This is a genomic window from Pseudomonas sp. NPDC085632 (genome assembly GCF_044541255.1).
Lineage (GTDB): Bacteria > Pseudomonadota > Gammaproteobacteria > Pseudomonadales > Pseudomonadaceae > Aquipseudomonas.
The window spans coordinates 38,508-53,136 of record NZ_JBITSX010000013.1 but is presented as its reverse complement, the minus strand read 5'-3'; the positions used below and the strand labels follow the sequence as shown (position 1 = coordinate 53,136).

The 14,629-nt window shown below is 60.6% G+C and carries 14 protein-coding genes; 3 read left to right on the top strand and 11 right to left on the bottom strand.

Features of this window, described 5'->3' with window-relative positions; genetic code table 11:
- Nucleotides 1–24: 24 nt before the first annotated feature.
- From creD to ACIF4X_RS12015, 4 genes are all read right to left on the bottom strand, one after another.
- Nucleotides 25–1,395, bottom strand: a complete 1,371-nt coding sequence (gene creD, locus ACIF4X_RS12030) for a cell envelope integrity protein CreD (RefSeq protein WP_397482286.1) — start codon at nt 1,393–1,395, stop codon at nt 25–27.
- Nucleotides 1,396–1,564: 169 nt separating this feature from the next.
- Nucleotides 1,565–2,983, bottom strand: a complete 1,419-nt coding sequence (creC, locus tag ACIF4X_RS12025; protein WP_397482285.1) for a two-component system sensor histidine kinase CreC — start codon at nt 2,981–2,983, stop codon at nt 1,565–1,567.
- Complete coding sequence (gene creB, locus ACIF4X_RS12020; RefSeq protein WP_077574813.1) at nt 2,983–3,663, bottom strand: two-component system response regulator CreB; 681 nt, start codon at nt 3,661–3,663, stop codon at nt 2,983–2,985. Before creB ends, creC begins: the two co-directional genes overlap by 1 nt.
- Before the next feature lie 67 nt (nt 3,664–3,730).
- Nucleotides 3,731–4,234, bottom strand: coding sequence for an ATP-dependent zinc protease (locus ACIF4X_RS12015; protein WP_110720758.1), 504 nt, complete (start codon nt 4,232–4,234; stop codon nt 3,731–3,733).
- 257 nt (nt 4,235–4,491) lie between these two features.
- On the opposite strand from ACIF4X_RS12015, the gene ACIF4X_RS12010 reads away from it, so the two are divergent.
- On the top strand, nt 4,492–5,379 hold the full coding sequence (locus ACIF4X_RS12010; protein WP_397482284.1) for an acyltransferase: 888 nt from the start codon (nt 4,492–4,494) through the stop codon (nt 5,377–5,379).
- Between the two features lies 1 nt (nt 5,380).
- Here ACIF4X_RS12010 and ACIF4X_RS12005 read toward each other — a convergent pair whose 3' ends face one another.
- Nucleotides 5,381–5,938 (bottom strand): DUF2780 domain-containing protein, encoded by a 558-nt coding sequence (locus ACIF4X_RS12005; protein WP_064119218.1) that lies wholly within the window; start codon nt 5,936–5,938, stop codon nt 5,381–5,383.
- Between the two features lie 150 nt (nt 5,939–6,088).
- Between ACIF4X_RS12005 and ACIF4X_RS12000 the strand changes: the two genes are divergently transcribed.
- Together ACIF4X_RS12000 and ACIF4X_RS11995 are read left to right on the top strand one after the other, a co-directional pair.
- Nucleotides 6,089–6,724 (top strand): sigma-70 family RNA polymerase sigma factor, encoded by a 636-nt coding sequence (locus tag ACIF4X_RS12000; RefSeq protein WP_397482283.1) that lies wholly within the window; start codon nt 6,089–6,091, stop codon nt 6,722–6,724.
- The gene (locus ACIF4X_RS11995; RefSeq protein ID WP_397482282.1) at nt 6,721–7,395 is read left to right on the top strand and encodes an anti-sigma factor domain-containing protein; all 675 of its coding nucleotides are present in this window, start codon (nt 6,721–6,723) and stop codon (nt 7,393–7,395) included. The genes ACIF4X_RS12000 and ACIF4X_RS11995 overlap by 4 nt, the downstream gene beginning before the upstream one ends.
- Before the next feature lie 268 nt (nt 7,396–7,663).
- Here the strand turns inward: ACIF4X_RS11995 and fdhA are convergent, their stop codons facing one another.
- The 6 genes from fdhA to ACIF4X_RS11965 all read right to left on the bottom strand — a co-directional run.
- Complete coding sequence (fdhA, locus tag ACIF4X_RS11990) at nt 7,664–8,863, bottom strand: formaldehyde dehydrogenase, glutathione-independent (protein WP_008086916.1); 1,200 nt, start codon at nt 8,861–8,863, stop codon at nt 7,664–7,666.
- A gap of 153 nt (nt 8,864–9,016) precedes the next feature.
- Entirely contained in the window at nt 9,017–9,874 is an 858-nt protein-coding gene (purU, locus tag ACIF4X_RS11985; protein WP_008086918.1) for a formyltetrahydrofolate deformylase, read from the bottom strand.
- 221 nt (nt 9,875–10,095) lie between these two features.
- The gene (locus tag ACIF4X_RS11980) at nt 10,096–10,728 is read right to left on the bottom strand and encodes a sarcosine oxidase subunit gamma (RefSeq protein WP_397482281.1); all 633 of its coding nucleotides are present in this window, start codon (nt 10,726–10,728) and stop codon (nt 10,096–10,098) included.
- A 132-nt stretch (nt 10,729–10,860) separates the two neighbouring features.
- Nucleotides 10,861–13,878 (bottom strand): sarcosine oxidase subunit alpha, encoded by a 3,018-nt coding sequence (locus tag ACIF4X_RS11975; protein ID WP_158833404.1) that lies wholly within the window; start codon nt 13,876–13,878, stop codon nt 10,861–10,863.
- Complete coding sequence (locus tag ACIF4X_RS11970) at nt 13,875–14,204, bottom strand: sarcosine oxidase subunit delta (protein ID WP_016986286.1); 330 nt, start codon at nt 14,202–14,204, stop codon at nt 13,875–13,877. The genes ACIF4X_RS11975 and ACIF4X_RS11970 overlap by 4 nt, the downstream gene beginning before the upstream one ends.
- A 14-nt stretch (nt 14,205–14,218) precedes the next feature.
- Nucleotides 14,219–14,629 (bottom strand): FAD-dependent oxidoreductase (locus ACIF4X_RS11965; RefSeq protein ID WP_397482280.1); only part of this gene is annotated, 411 nt, incomplete at its 5' end.

Here is a 14,629-nt window from a genome sequence, read left to right as displayed (position 1 = left end):
CCTCACGCAATCCCAGCGACCGACTCATTGCATCGCCCCCACATCAAACTCCAACGGCTTGGCCGGCTTCTGCCCGATCCCGTACCAGTCCAGTTTGCGCGTCAGCACCATGAACACACCGAGCAGACCGAACAGCAGCAACGAGCCCATCAGCAGCGCGTAATCCTCAGCGCTCAACAATCCATAAAGCAGGCCATACAACGCCGCCAGCCCCGCCGAAAAACTCAAACCGTGGCGCACGCTGCGCAACACATGGCAGACATAAAACCCGATCAACAACACACAACCGCTGGCCGACAGCAGATACGCTGGGGCAAAACCAATGTGCTCCGACAACGACAGCAGCAACAGATAAAAGAGCGCCAGCGCGACACCGACCAACGCGTATTGCACCGGGTGCACGGCCAGACTCTTGAGCACTTCGAACAGAAAGAAACCAGCGAACGTCAGGACGATGAACAGCAGCGCATATTTGATCGCCCGGTCGCTCTTCAGATACTGATCCACCGGATCGACGAAGCTCACGCCGAAGCTGCGACCGTTGAACGCCTCGCAATCATTGCCGCTGACGCAACGGCTCATGGCGTCTTGCAGGTTGGTGGAGAAAAACGTGGTCTGCCAATCGGCGCTGAAACCCTGATCGTTGATCTCACGCTTGGCCGGCAGGAAATTGCCGATGAAACTGGGGTGTGGCCAATTGGCCGTGAGGCTGACGCTGCTGGTCTTGCCCACCGGCAACACTTGCAACGAACCGGTGCCTTGCAGGCGCAGGTCAAAACCAAAGCTCAGCTCGGTGGTTTTACTGGTGTCGAGCAGCGGCAACGTCACTCGCACACCTTCGCCAAGCCAACCGACCTGGGTGCCCGGAACGAAGTCCAGGCGCTGGCCGTCAAGCTCCAGCTTCAGCGCATTTTCGATGCCGCGAATGTCGCTGATACCGACCGCGAGAAACGCTGCATCGAACTGGTAATCGCTGAAGTCTTCTTTGATGCCCAATTGCGCAGGCAATGTGAAATGGCCGTTGATGCGGTTGTCGGCGTGGAACAGCCGCGCCTCATAAATGCCTCGCGCACGCAGTTCGGTTTGCACCTGGCCGTCGAGCTCGAAACGCTCCGGCAGGAAGTACAAACGGCCGCGCTCTTCGCTCGGCTCGTCGTAGCGCTGGTTGGTTTTGTCGTTGGTTTTCCAGTTGTGAATCACTTTGCGATACGGCACCACCATCACCGGCCCGCTCAGTTGCTGGCTGTAGCTGGCGCTGCGGGCGATGTCTTCAAGCACGCCGTCGCGCAACTGTTGGCGCTCGTCGATGACGCCATCGATCATCAGCAGCGGGATCAATAACAGCAGGATCAGCAGGGCGATGGCGCCGAGCTTTATCGTCAGATTCTTGTTCATGGGACTCTCCCTGTTTGGATGGGCAGAGTCTGGTGGTGCTGTATGAGGGGAATGTGGGGTGAATATGGAGATTGTGTGGAAAGATCAAAAGATCGCAGCCTTCGGCAGCTCCTACAGGTGTACGCAATCCAATGTAGGAGCTGCCGAAGGCTGCGAACTTTTGACGGTATCAAGGCAAGCGCAATGTCACTTCCACACCGTTCTCGACATTGCGAATCTGCATCGCCCCACTATGCAACTTGACCACCTCTTCAACGAAGTTAAGCCCCAACCCCGTGCTTTTGCGCCCACTGTCCGGACGCGGCAACGAGTAGAAACGCTCAGTCAAACGCGGCAAAGCGTAGTCAGGAATCGGCGCCGTTTCATTGAACAATCGAAATTCGATCTGCTCGCCAACCCGCTCGGCACTGAAACGTAGCAGCCCCTGAACCGGGGTGAAATCCAGCGCATTCTCCAGCAGATTACCCAACGCCTGACGCAGCAAAAACGGCTCGCCGATCAGCAACAGATCCGCTGCAATCGCCTGCTCGACCCGCAACTGCTTACCCTCGATCCGCGCCGCCTGCCCTTGCAGCAACTCATCGACCAACACTGCCAAAGGCACGGCGACCCGCTCTTCAAGACCCTGACGCTGTTCAACCTGGGCCAGATTCAGCAACCGTTCGATCAACTGCTGCATCCGCGCACTTTCGCTGTCGATGTTGCCGACAAAGCGCAGGCGCTGAACCGGCGGCATGTCCCCTTGCAGCAACTCCGCCGCGCCACGAATCGCCGCCAGCGGACTTTTCAGTTCATGGGTCAGCGTGTGCACATAGCGCTCGACGTAGGCCTTGCCTTCCAGCTGTGTGCGCATCTGCTCCACGGCGGTGGCCAGTTGTTCCAGTTCACCGCCACGGTAATGCGGCACTTCCACCCGCCGACCTTCGCTCACCGCTTGGGCATAACCGGTCAGTCGGTGCAGCGCGCGGCTCAGCCACCACGACAGCAATGCGCCAAAGAGCAGACCGAGTCCGATCAAACCGGCACCGTAAAACAGCAAACGCCGTTCGGTTCGATCGACATACGGCTGCAATGAGCTGTTGGGCTTGGCCACGGTGACCACACCGATGATCTTGCCGTTATCGCGGATCGGCGCGCCGACGTGCATCACCGACGAGCTCGCGTCGTCCGGATCGCTGCGAGTCGAACGTGCGCCGTACTCGCCACGCAGGGTCAGGTAAACGTCGTTCCAGCGCGAGTAATCCTGCCCGACCGCGACGCCACTGGAATCGAGCACGACGATGCCTTTGGCGTCGGTGACGTAGATGCGGTGGTTGACCTGATTTTTCGGCAAGCCCCAAATGGTCGCTTGCGGCTGGCGCTCGCCATACGCGCGCAGCAGCTCGGGCCAGCGGTTCTCGCTGAGGGTGCCGGCCTTGAAATCGTCACGGAGGATTTCTGCCATCAGGTTGGCGGTATCGACCAGGGTTTCTTCGGTGGACTGGCGCACGCCGGGGCGGATTTCTTCCATCACCGTGTTGAGCACAAAATAGCCGGTGAGGCCGACAAACAGCACGTACACCAGAAATATCCGCAACCCCAGTGACATCAGCTGTGCCCCGGGCTGTAGCTGTAACCGAGGCCGCGATGGGTCTGGATCGGCTCGGCGTCGGCACGCACAAGACGCAGTTTGGCGCGCACACTTTTGATGTGGCTGTCGATGCTGCGCTCGTAGCCTGCGTCCGCGGCGACGCCCAGCGCGTCGAGCAATTGCTCGCGGCTGAACACCCGCTCGGGTTGTTCGAGCAGGCATTGCAGCAGGCGGAATTCGTGGCGGGTCAGGCTCAGGGTCTGGCCGCGATAAAGGATTTGAATCCGCTCCGGATCAATACGAAACAGCGCTGAACTGGCTTCAATGACGGGACGCGGTGCCATGCGTTTGAGGATGGCCTTGACCCGCGCCGCCACCTCTCGAGGGCTGAACGGCTTGACCACGTAGTCGTCGGCACCAATTTCCAGGCCCACCACGCGATCAATCTCGGCATCCCGGGCACTCAGGAACAGCACCGGCACCTCGCTGAAGCGTCGCAACTGTTTGCAGGTCTCGAAGCCGCTGATGTCCGGCAGGCCGATGTCGAGGATGATCAGATCGGCAGGCGTCTGCCGCTGATGCTCCAACGCCGCCGCGCCGAGGCTCAGCCACGTGGTGCTGAATCCCTCGCCTTGCAGGGCAAAAATCAGCGTGTCGGCAATCGCCGCTTCGTCTTCGACAATCAGGATATGAGGCATGGCGTCCGAGCCCATGGTTGAGTGCGCGAACGGTGCCCCAAGCCTGACGTTACGTCAATGAGACCACTTAGCAGTCCGGCTTGTCGGCCGTGAAGCGACGCGCCGGATTCACTGCCGCGCCGAACTCGCGCAAGGCCTTGGCACCGATCAGCAACGGATAATTGAAGTTGCTGCGGTCGGTCAGGTTGACCTCGACGGTGCGCTTGACGTTGCCCAGGCACAGTTCCAGATCGACCACCGGGCGCTTGGCGACTTCGGTGCTTTCGCCCTCGTCCTCTTCATCCGAGCGGCTCTTGATCTTGCTGATGCGCGCAACCTTGTGTTCATAAACCTTGTTGCTGGCGTCCTTGGTGGCGAGGCGGAAACGCACCCAGTCGTCGCCATCGCGGGTGAAAGTTTCGATGTCCTTGGCCGACAGCGAGGCGGTCAGCGCGCCAGTGTCCATCTTGGCCTTGAGCACTTCGCCGCCGATTTCCGGCAGCGCGATGTATTCGTAGCGCCCGTACAGGGTCGGCTCGGCGGCCATGACTGGCAGGGCGACGAGGGCAAACAGTGCAAGGAGGGATTTCACGTAAGGGGCTTCCTTGAGAGGTTGGGCAACGGGATTTTAGACCGTTGCGCGCTTGATCGTTCCCACGCTCTGCGTGGGCATGCATCCAGTGACGCTCTGCGTCACAGGGACGCGGAGCGTCCCGGGCGGCGTTACCACGCAGAGCGTGGGAACGATCAGGTTAACGCGACTAAAGTGAAACATTCGTCACCACCGATTTGGCCTGTCGCGCGAAGCTGCTTATCATGGCGCGCCCATCCGTTTGCAAAGAGTTGCTTATGCGCCGCCTGCTCACCGGCTGTTTCGTCACCCTGCTGCTGTTGCTCAACACCCTGATCCTGATCGGGCCATTGCTGGTGTTTGCCCTGCTCAAACTGATCGCACCAGGCCGCTGGCGCGATTACGCGTCGGGGGCGGTGATGTGGATCGCCGAGACCTGGGCCGAAATCGACAAGCTGATTTTCCGCCTGTGCATTCCCACTCAATGGGACATTCGCGGCGGCGAAGACTTGCGCGGCGACACCTCGTATCTGGTGGTCAGCAATCACCAGTCGTGGGTCGACATTCCGGCGCTGATCCAGACGCTCAACCGGCGCACGCCATTCTTCAAATTCTTCCTCAAGAAAGAACTGATCTGGGTACCGTTCCTGGGGCTGGCGTGGTGGGCGCTGGATTACCCGTTCATGAAGCGCTACACCAAAGCCTTTCTGGCGAAAAACCCCGAGCTGGCCGGCAAGGATCTGGAAATCACCAAACAGGCCTGCGAGCTGTTCAAGCGCCAGCCGGTGACCGTGGTGAATTATCTGGAAGGCACGCGCTACACGGCGGCGAAAAGCACCGAACAGCAATCACCGTTCAGCCACTTGCTCAAACCCAAGGCGGGCGGCGTGGCGTTTGTGTTGGCGGCGATGGGTGAACAGCTGGATGCGATTCTCGACGTCACCGTGGTTTATCCACAGGCGAAAATCCCGGGCTTCTGGGATTTGATCAGCGGCAACGTGCCGCGCGTGATCATCGACATCAAGACCCGCGAACTCGACCCGGCGCTGTGGCAGGGCGATTATGAGAATGATCCGGTGTTTCGCGAGAAGGTCCAGAGCTGGGTCAACCAGCTCTGGAACGAGAAAGATCAGCGCATCGCCGAACTGCGCAGCGAGCGCCGCTGACTCAGCTACCGGTGCCGGCGCCCCAGATGCTGCCCAGGCTTTGCAGCAGCGGGCCACCGACGCCTTGATCACCCAGATACTTGAGCAGCACCGGGGCAAACTGGCCGACCATGCCGCTGTCCATGCCCAACGCACCGAAAGCGTTGTTCAGGTCATTGGTGTCCTTGACGTTGCCCAGCGCGTTTTCCAGACCGGCAGACTTGCCGGACTGACCGAGCAGCCCGCTCAACGCCGCCAGATTGCCGCTACCGCCCGACAGTTTGTCGATGCCCGGCACTTCTTTGGCCAATTGCGAATAATCAGTGCTGCTCAATTGGTTCTTCGCCAGACCAAGCATGGCGCTGGTGCCGCCAACGGCTTGCTGCGGGGTAACCCCCAGACCGGTGACCGCTTGCAGCAGACCGGCGGTTTCCGAGGTCGGTGCGGCGGCTGTGGCCGCGTTGCCGCCCTGCATGCTCGAAGCCGCCTTGGTCACGTCGTCCAGACTGAAACCGGCGAACACCGGGCTGGCCGCAAGGGTCATCAGCGAAGCCATGGCAATACCGCGTGAAATCTTCATTCAGACATCCTCTTGCGCTGTGAAAACCACCCGTAGAACGGGCGGCGAAACTGCCGGTTTGACCGGGTATCCGCCGGCATGTTCCGGCGCGGTGCATCCATTTTCATCCGGCCTGCGTATATAAAACGTGAAATCCCGGACACCCTCGCGATGAATGGCACAACCGCTGTCGCTGAACTAGCCTGTGAACATTCCGAGTCTCGCCCTCGCGCGCTCACTCTTGCCTGGAGAGTTGTCATTTCCATCGCCGACACCGATCAGTTGCGAAAGCTGTTGGCCCAGTGTTCACTGGGCGATCGTCGCGCCTTCGAAACGCTCTATCGCAGCGTCGGCCCGCGCTTGCACGGGGTCGCCCTGCGCTTCATGGGCCGCACGGATCTGGCCGAAGAAGTGCTGCAGGAAGCCTTCGTGCGCATCTGGAACAACGCCTCGCGCTACGAAGCACACCTGTCGGCACCGCTGACCTGGATGATCAACATTACCCGCAATCAGGCCATCGATCAGTTGCGCAAACATCGCGACCGGCCATTGACTGACCTCGAACAGGACGCCCTGCCGGACGAAAGCCCCTCCGCCCATGAACAATTGAGCAGCGCCCGCGAGGCCCGTGCGTTGAACCGCTGTCTGGAAACCCTCGACGGCATGCAGCGCCAGTCGATCACTGTGGCGTACTTTCAGGGTTTGTCGTGCACGGAACTCGCCGAACACCTGGCCACGCCACTGGGAACGGTGAAATCGTGGATCCGTCGTGGCATGGAACGTCTGCGCCGGTGCCTTGAATCATGAAATACCAGACCCCTGCCCTGCGCCGCGCCCTCGCTGCCGATTACGCCATCGGCCTGATGTCTGCGCCAGCGCGGCGGCGGTTTGAACAATTGCTGCTGGACGACGCGGTGTTGCGAGCTGAAGTGGCGCAATGGCAGGAAAGCCTGACCTCTTTGACCGAAGCGTTGCCGGAACAACCGGTGCCGGAGCGTGTGTGGCACAGCATTACCGCGCGGATTGAACCGCAAGTGCTGCATGTGCCTAAGAAACGGCCGTTCTGGAACTGGCTGCGACTCACCGCTGCGGTCTGCTCCATTGCCGTGCTGGTGTTCTTCGGCTCACTTTATAACCGCGACGACGCCCGCTACCGCGCCACTCTGCTGAGCGCCGATGCGCAGCCGGCACTGAAGGTCGAGGCGCATGCGGATTATCTGCAAGTCGAGCCGCTGACGCTGGCGGCGGTTGATGCGGATCGCAGCCTGGAACTGTGGGCGATACCGGCGGATGGCAAGCCGATCTCGCTGGGTGTAATTCCGGCGGGGGGCAAAGGCAAGGTTGAGTTGAGTGAGGCGCAGAAGGTGTTGATCGGGAAACCGATTGCGCTGGCAGTCAGTCTGGAGCCGAAAGGTGGTTCGCCGACAGGGCACCCGACGGGGCCGGTTCTTTATCAGGGTGCCTTGGCAGCCCTTTGAAGCAAGCCCCTCACCCTAGCCCTCTCCCCGAGGGAGAGGGGACTGACCGTGGGATATTGACGTAATACGCCGACGTGAAAGACTTGCGTTGAATCCATAGTCGACTCGATCTTTCAGGTCGATGTGCGACGCAAGACACCTCGGTCGGCCCCCTCTCCCTCCGGGAGAGGGCTGGGCGGGCGGCGTTCCGATGAGGGTAGCTTTTGACCTGGGCTTGCAACAAAAAAACGGCGACCCTGAAGTCGCCGTTTTGCATCGCGCTTAAGCCTTACGCCGCACTGAACAACTTATGCGGATCAATCACAAATTTCTTCGGCACGCCCGCATCAAACTCGCCGTAACCTTCCGGTGCCTGATCCAGACTGATCACCTGCACGCCCACCACTTCGGCGATGTTGATGCGATCCCACATGATCGCCTGCATCAGTTGACGGTTGTACTTCATCACTGGCGTCTGGCCAGTGTGGAAGCTGTGCGACTTGGCCCAGCCCAGACCGAAGCGAATGCTCAGGCTGCCCATTTTCGCGGCAGCGTCCACGGCACCCGGGTCTTCGGTGACGTACAGACCTGGAATACCGATCTTGCCGGCGACGCGTACCACGCCCATCAACGAGTTGAGTACGGTGGCCGGTGCTTCCGATTTTGCACCGTCATGGCCGTGACCGCGGGCTTCGAAACCGACGCAGTCCACCGCGCAATCCACTTCGGGTTCGCCCAGCAACGCAGCGATTTGTTCGTGCAGTGGCGCGTCTTTCGACAGGTCGACGATTTCAAAACCTTGCGCCTTGGCATGAGCCAGGCGGATGGTGTTGACGTCGCCGATGATCACCACCGCAGCGCCGAGCAGACGTGCAGAAGCGGCAGCGGCCAGACCGACCGGGCCAGCGCCCGCGATGTAAACGGTGCTGCCCGGACCAACGCCGGCAGTGACGGCGCCGTGATAACCGGTCGGGAGAATGTCGGAGAGGCAGGTCAGGTCACGGATTTTCTCCATGGCCTTGTCGCGATCCGGCAGTTTCAGCAGGTTGAAGTCGGCGTACGGCACCAGCACGTATTCGGCCTGGCCACCGGTCCAGTCGCCCATGTCGACATAACCGTAAGCGCCACCGGCACGGGCCGGGTTGACGGTCAGGCAGACGCCGGTGTGTTGCTCTTTGCAGGAACGGCAGCGCCCGCAAGCGACATTGAACGGCACGGAGACCAGATCGCCGATTTTCAGGTTTTCAACGTCGGAGCCCTTCTCGATCACCTCGCCGGTGATCTCATGGCCCAGCACCAGACCGGTCTGCGCCGTGGTACGGCCGCGCACCATGTGTTGGTCGGAGCCGCAGATGTTGGTGGAAACCACTTTGAGAATGACCCCGTGCTCGATCTTGCGACCGCGCGGGTCCTGCATTTTCGGATAGTCGATTTTCTGTACTTCGACCTTGCCAGCGCCGAGATACACCACACCACGATTGCCAGACATGCTTTCACCTCGCTGTTGTTTTTATGGAACCGCGTTGCCCAGGCAGGCAGCGCGTTGAGTGCTCGGTAAATCAAAAGATCGCAGCCTTCGGCAGCTCCTACATGAATCGCATCCCCCTGTAGGAGCTGCGGAAGGCTGCGATCTTTTAGCGATCTAAAGAACGACCGTGCGATTGGCGTTCAAAAACACCCTTCTTTCGATGTGATACCCAACCGCCCGCGCCAGAGTCAGGCCTTCAATATCCCGCCCCTTGGCAATCAGATCCTCAGGGTAGTGACTGTGATCCACCGCCTCGACGCCTTGGGCAATGATCGGCCCTTCATCGAGATCGTTATTGATGTAATGCGCCGTCGCGCCCACCAGTTTCACGCCCTTGTTGTAAGCCTGGTGATACGGCTTGGCGCCCTTGAAGCCCGGCAGCAACGAGTGATGAATGTTGATGGCCTTGCCATCGAGCTTGCGGCACAACTCCGGTGACAGCACCTGCATGTAGCGGGCGAGAATCACCAGTTCGGCGCCGGACTCTTCAATCACCTGCCACACCTGACGCTCCTGCGATGGTTTGTCGTTGGGGTCGAGGGGGAAATGGTAGTAGGGAATCTGGTGCCAGTCGGCCAGCGGTTTGAGATCGGGGTGATTGGACACCACCGCGGCAACGTCCATCGACAACTGGCCGATGCGCTGGCGGTAGAGCAAGTCGTTGAGGCAGTGATCGGCCTTGGAAACCATGATCACCACTTTTGGCCGGTAGTTCGGTGCAGTGAGCTCGAAGATCATGCCGAAGGCCTGCCCGCGCTCGGCTAAGCCTGCGCGGAAGGATTGTTCGTCGAAGCCGTCGGGCTGACGAAATTCCACGCGAATGAAAAAACGCCCGGAGAGGCGATCATCAAACGAATGGTGCTCGGTGACGTAGCAACCCTGCTCGAACAGAAAACGCGTGACCGCGTCCACCGTGCCGAGGACGCTGGGGCAGTCGGCGGTCAGAATCCATGTGTCTGGGGCGCGGCTCATGGTGCGGTGACTCCTGTTCTTTGTGCGGGTGTCTGGGGGATTTTTGCCCTTCACCCTAGCCCTCTCCCGGAGGTAGAGGGGACTGACCGAGTTGTTCTTTCGAGCTACGCCGACCTGAAATATCGGGTCGAACTCAGTCTCGAAAACTACACAAATCTGCTCCCTTTCCCCCTCTCCCCTCTGGGGGAGAGGGCTGGGGTGAGGGGGTAGCTCTTGATCTGTCAGGCCTGAACGCTCAACCCGTACTCAGCCGAAGCATCCTGCAACCACAACCACCAGTAATCCGAAAAACTGCGACGAATCAGCAATTCCCACGTGTCCTCTGCCGTATGCCGAATCATCAACTGCGACTTGGCGAACACTGTGCCAACCGCCTTACCCACCGGAAAACTATTCGGGTGCACGTCATAGCTGGTGGATTTCATCAGCACCTGACGCACATTCGGCCCGCTCAGCTCAAGCACTTGCTGGCCGCCGCTGACGTTGACGATCGCAACGTGCAGATCGCCCAGCGCTTCACGCAGTTTCTGTTCAGCGGCGAACTCTTCGCCGCTTGGCACGATCAGCAGCCACTCGTCCGGGCCCATCCATTGCAGGCTGGTTTCGCCTTTGACGATAACGCTCAGCGCGCCGGGCAGTTCGATGCCCAGGGCTTTGTGCACACCGGCGGCGAACGCGGCATCGTGGCCATCACCACGGATGGTCAGGTGACCGAGGAGTTTCTTTTCACGCACGATCACGCCGGCGTTTTTGCGGCCCTTGCCGACCAGGCTGGCGAGGTCGGCATGGTGCAGCGACGACTCGGCACGGGCCCCAGTGGTCGGGCGTTGTTGGTACACGTTGGCTGTGGTCATAAAGCACCTTCCTGAATTCTTGATCGTTCCCACGCTCTGCGTGGGAATGCCGCCATGGACGCTCTGCGTCCGCTCTTGGGACGCAGAGCGTCCCGGGATGCATTCCCACGCAGAGCGTGGGAACGATCAGTGTCAGATGTTCTGGCGATCACCTTTCGGATCAAAGAACACCGAAGAAACGATTTCCGCCTCGATCACGCTGCCATCGGCCAGCGGTGCAAATACCCGCTCACCGAGGCGCTTCAGACCGCCCTTGACCACACCCATGGCAAACGAATAACCGAGGGAGTTGTGCGCATAGCTGGAGGTCACGTGGCCGACCATGGTCATCGGGATCGCCTGCTTGGTGTTGAACACCAACTGCGCACCTTCCGGCAGCCAGACGTTCGGATCGATCGGCTTCAAGCCCACCAACTGTTTGCGCTGATCCTTCACGCAATCTTCACGGTTCATGCCACGCTGGCCGATCCACGAGAACGGTTTGGTGCGACCCACGCACCAGCCCATGTTCAGGTCGTCCGGGGTCATCGAGCCGTCAGTGTCCTGACCAACGATAATGAAACCCTTCTCGGCCCGCAGGACGTGCATGGTCTCGGTGCCGTACGGGGTCAGGTTGTATTGCTTGCCGGCCTCGACGATTTTCTCCAGCACGCCCATCGCATAGTCGGCCTGCACGTTGACTTCGTACGACAGCTCACCGGTGAACGAGATGCGGAACACCCGCGCCGGCACACCGCCGACCAGCCCTTCTTTCCAGGTCATGAACGGGAAGGCTTCATTGCTCAGATCAATGTCAGTCACTGCGCTGAGCAGCTTGCGGCTGTTCGGCCCGGACAGGGTCATGGTTGCCCAGTGGTCGGTGACGGAGGTGAAGTAAACCTTCATGTCCGGCCATTCGGTCTGGTGGTACAGCTCCAGCCATTGCAGCACGCGAGCCGCGCCGCCGGTGGTGGTGGTCATGACGAAATGGTTGTCGGCCAGGCACGCCGTCACACCGTCGTCGAAGACCATGCCGTCTTCTTTGCACATCAAACCGTAGCGCGCCTTGCCCACATCGAGTTTGGTCCAGGCGTTGGTGTACACGCGGTTGAGGAACTCGCGCGCATCCGGGCCTTGAATGTCGATCTTGCCGAGGGTCGAGGCATCGAGCAGGCCGACGCTGTCGCGTACGGCTTTGCATTCGCGCTTCACGGCGGTGTGCAGGTCTTCACCGTTTTTCGGGAAGTACCAAGGACGCTTCCACTGACCGACGTCTTCAAACTCGGCGCCATTCTTCACATGCCAGGCATGCAGCGCGGTATGACGCACCGGCTCGAAAATGTGCCCACAGTGACGACCGGCCACGGCGCCGAAAGTCACCGGCGTGTAGTTCGGGCGGAACATCGTGGTGCCCATCTGCGGGATGGTCACATTCAGCGAACGGGCGGCAATGGCCAGACCGTTGACGTTGCCGAGCTTGCCTTGATCGGTGCCGAAACCCAGCGCGGTGTAGCGTTTGACGTGCTCGACCGACTCGAAACCTTCGCGGGTCGCCAGTTCGATCGCCGCAGCGGTCACGTCGTTTTGCAGGTCGACGAATTGCTTCGGCGCCCGTGCGGTGTTCTTTTCATGCGGCACCTGGAACAGCGCCAGCGTCGGTTCTTCGTGGCGGCTCAGGGCTTTCGGCAGCACACCTTCGACGGTCTGGAAACCGGCTTCAGCGGCAGCGCGCACGCCACCTTCAAAACCATCAGCCAGCGAATCGCCGAGACCGTAAACGCCGTTGATGCCACCGACGCACACGCGTTTCTGCGGTGCTTCGCCCGGTACGAAACCGAGGATGTCTTCACGCCAGGTCGGCTTGCCACCCAAGTGCGAAGCCAAGTGAACCACCGGGCTGTAACCGCCGGAACTTGCAACTACATCGCAGTCGAGCCACTCGCCAGGACTGGTCACGGCGTGCGCTTTGACATCAATCGCCGCCACGCGGGCAGCAGTCACGCGCTTGCTGCCACGGGCTTCGATCACGGCGCTGCCGGTGAGGATGCGGATGCCTTTGGCACGCGCCTCTTCCACCAACGCACCACGCGGATTGCTACGCGCATCGGCGATGGCAACCACTTGCAGACTGGCATCGAGCCAATCCAAAGCGACGCGATAAGCGTGATCGTTGTTGGTCGACAGCACCAGTTTTTTGCCTGGGGCCACGCCGTAGCGACGCACGTAAGTCGACACCGCACCAGCAAGCATGTTGCCCGGCACGTCGTTGTTGCCGTAAACCAGCGGACGCTCGCAAGCACCGGTCGCCAGCACCACACGCTTGGCGCGAACACGATGGATACGCTGACGCACCTGACCGATCGGCGCGCGGTCACCGAGGTGATCGGTAAGGCGTTCGTGAATGGTCAGGAAGTTGTGGTCGTGGTAACCGTTGACCGTGGCGCGCGGCAACAGCAGCACGTCCGGGGTGTTCTTCAGTTCAGTGATGACGCTGGCGACCCAGTCCATCGCCGGTTTGCCGTCGAGGCTTTCGCGCGAGTCGAGCAGGCTGCCGCCGAACTCTTCCTGCTCGTCCGCCAGAATCACTCGGGCACCGCTGCGCGCCGCTGCCAATGCAGCGGCGAGACCGGCCGGGCCAGCGCCGACGATCAGCACGTCGCAGTGCTGGTTCATGTAGTCGTAAGTGTCCGGATCGACTTCGGTCGGCGAACGGCCCAGGCCGGCGGCCTTGCGAATGTACTTCTCGTAGGTCATCCAGAACGATTGCGGGTACATGAAGGTTTTGTAGTAGAAACCCGGCGGCATCAGCTTGCCGCCGACCTTGCCGAGAATGCCCATCATGTCGTTGTTGACGCTCGGCCAGCCGTTGGTGCTGGTCGCGACCAGACCTTGATACAACGCCTGTTGCGTGGCGCGCACGTTAGGAATCTGGGTGGCTTCGGTCGCGCCGATCTGCAGCACCGCGTTCGGCTCTTCGGCACCGGCGGCGAAGATCCCGCGAGGACGCGAATACTTGAAGCTGCGGCCGATGATGTCGACGCCGTTGGCGATCAGCGCGGCGGCCAGCGAGTCACCCTCGAAGCCTTTGTAGCTCTGACCGTTGAAGGTGAAGCTCAGCACTTTGTTACGGTCGATCCGTCCACCGTTGGACAGGCGATTGGTCTGGCTCATACCTTCTCTCCCAGCGCCGTCGTGGCTGTTTTCGCCGTATCAGCCTTGTCGGTGAATTGCGGCTTGGTGCCGATCTTGTAGGTTTCGAGAATCTCGTAGGTCACGGTGTCGCGGGTGACGTTGAAGTACTGGCGGCAACCGGCAACGTGATCCCACAGTTCGTGGTGCAGACCGCGCGGGTTGTCGCGGAAGAACATGTAGTCGCCCCACTCCTCGTCAGTGCAGGCGCCAGGGTCGAGCGGACGCGGAATGTGCGCCTGACCGGATGCGTGGAATTCCTCTTCGGAGCGCAGTTCGCCGCAGTGAGGACAGAAGATATGCAACATGGGGATTTCTCCTGTTAGTGGGCGACGGCAGCAGCGCCGTGTTCGTCGATGAGTGCGCCGTTGTGGAAACGGTCGATGGAAAACGGTGCGGCCAACGGGTGCATTTCACCCTTGGCCAGACTCGCGGCAAACACGTTGCCCGAGCCAGGCGTTGCCTTGAAGCCACCAGTGCCCCAACCGCAGTTGAAGAACATGTTCGGGACCGGGGTTTTCGAAATGATCGGGCAAGCGTCCGGCGTGGTGTCGACGATGCCGCCCCACTGGCGGTTCATGCGCACGCGGGACAACACCGGGAACATCTCGACGATGGCCTGAATGGTGTGTTCGATCACCGGGTACGAGCCGCGCTGATGCGCGGGTTGTTCCAGAGCCGGCGCGCCAACAGGTACGCAAGCCAGACGCTGACCCCGGTACTGAGCGCCGAA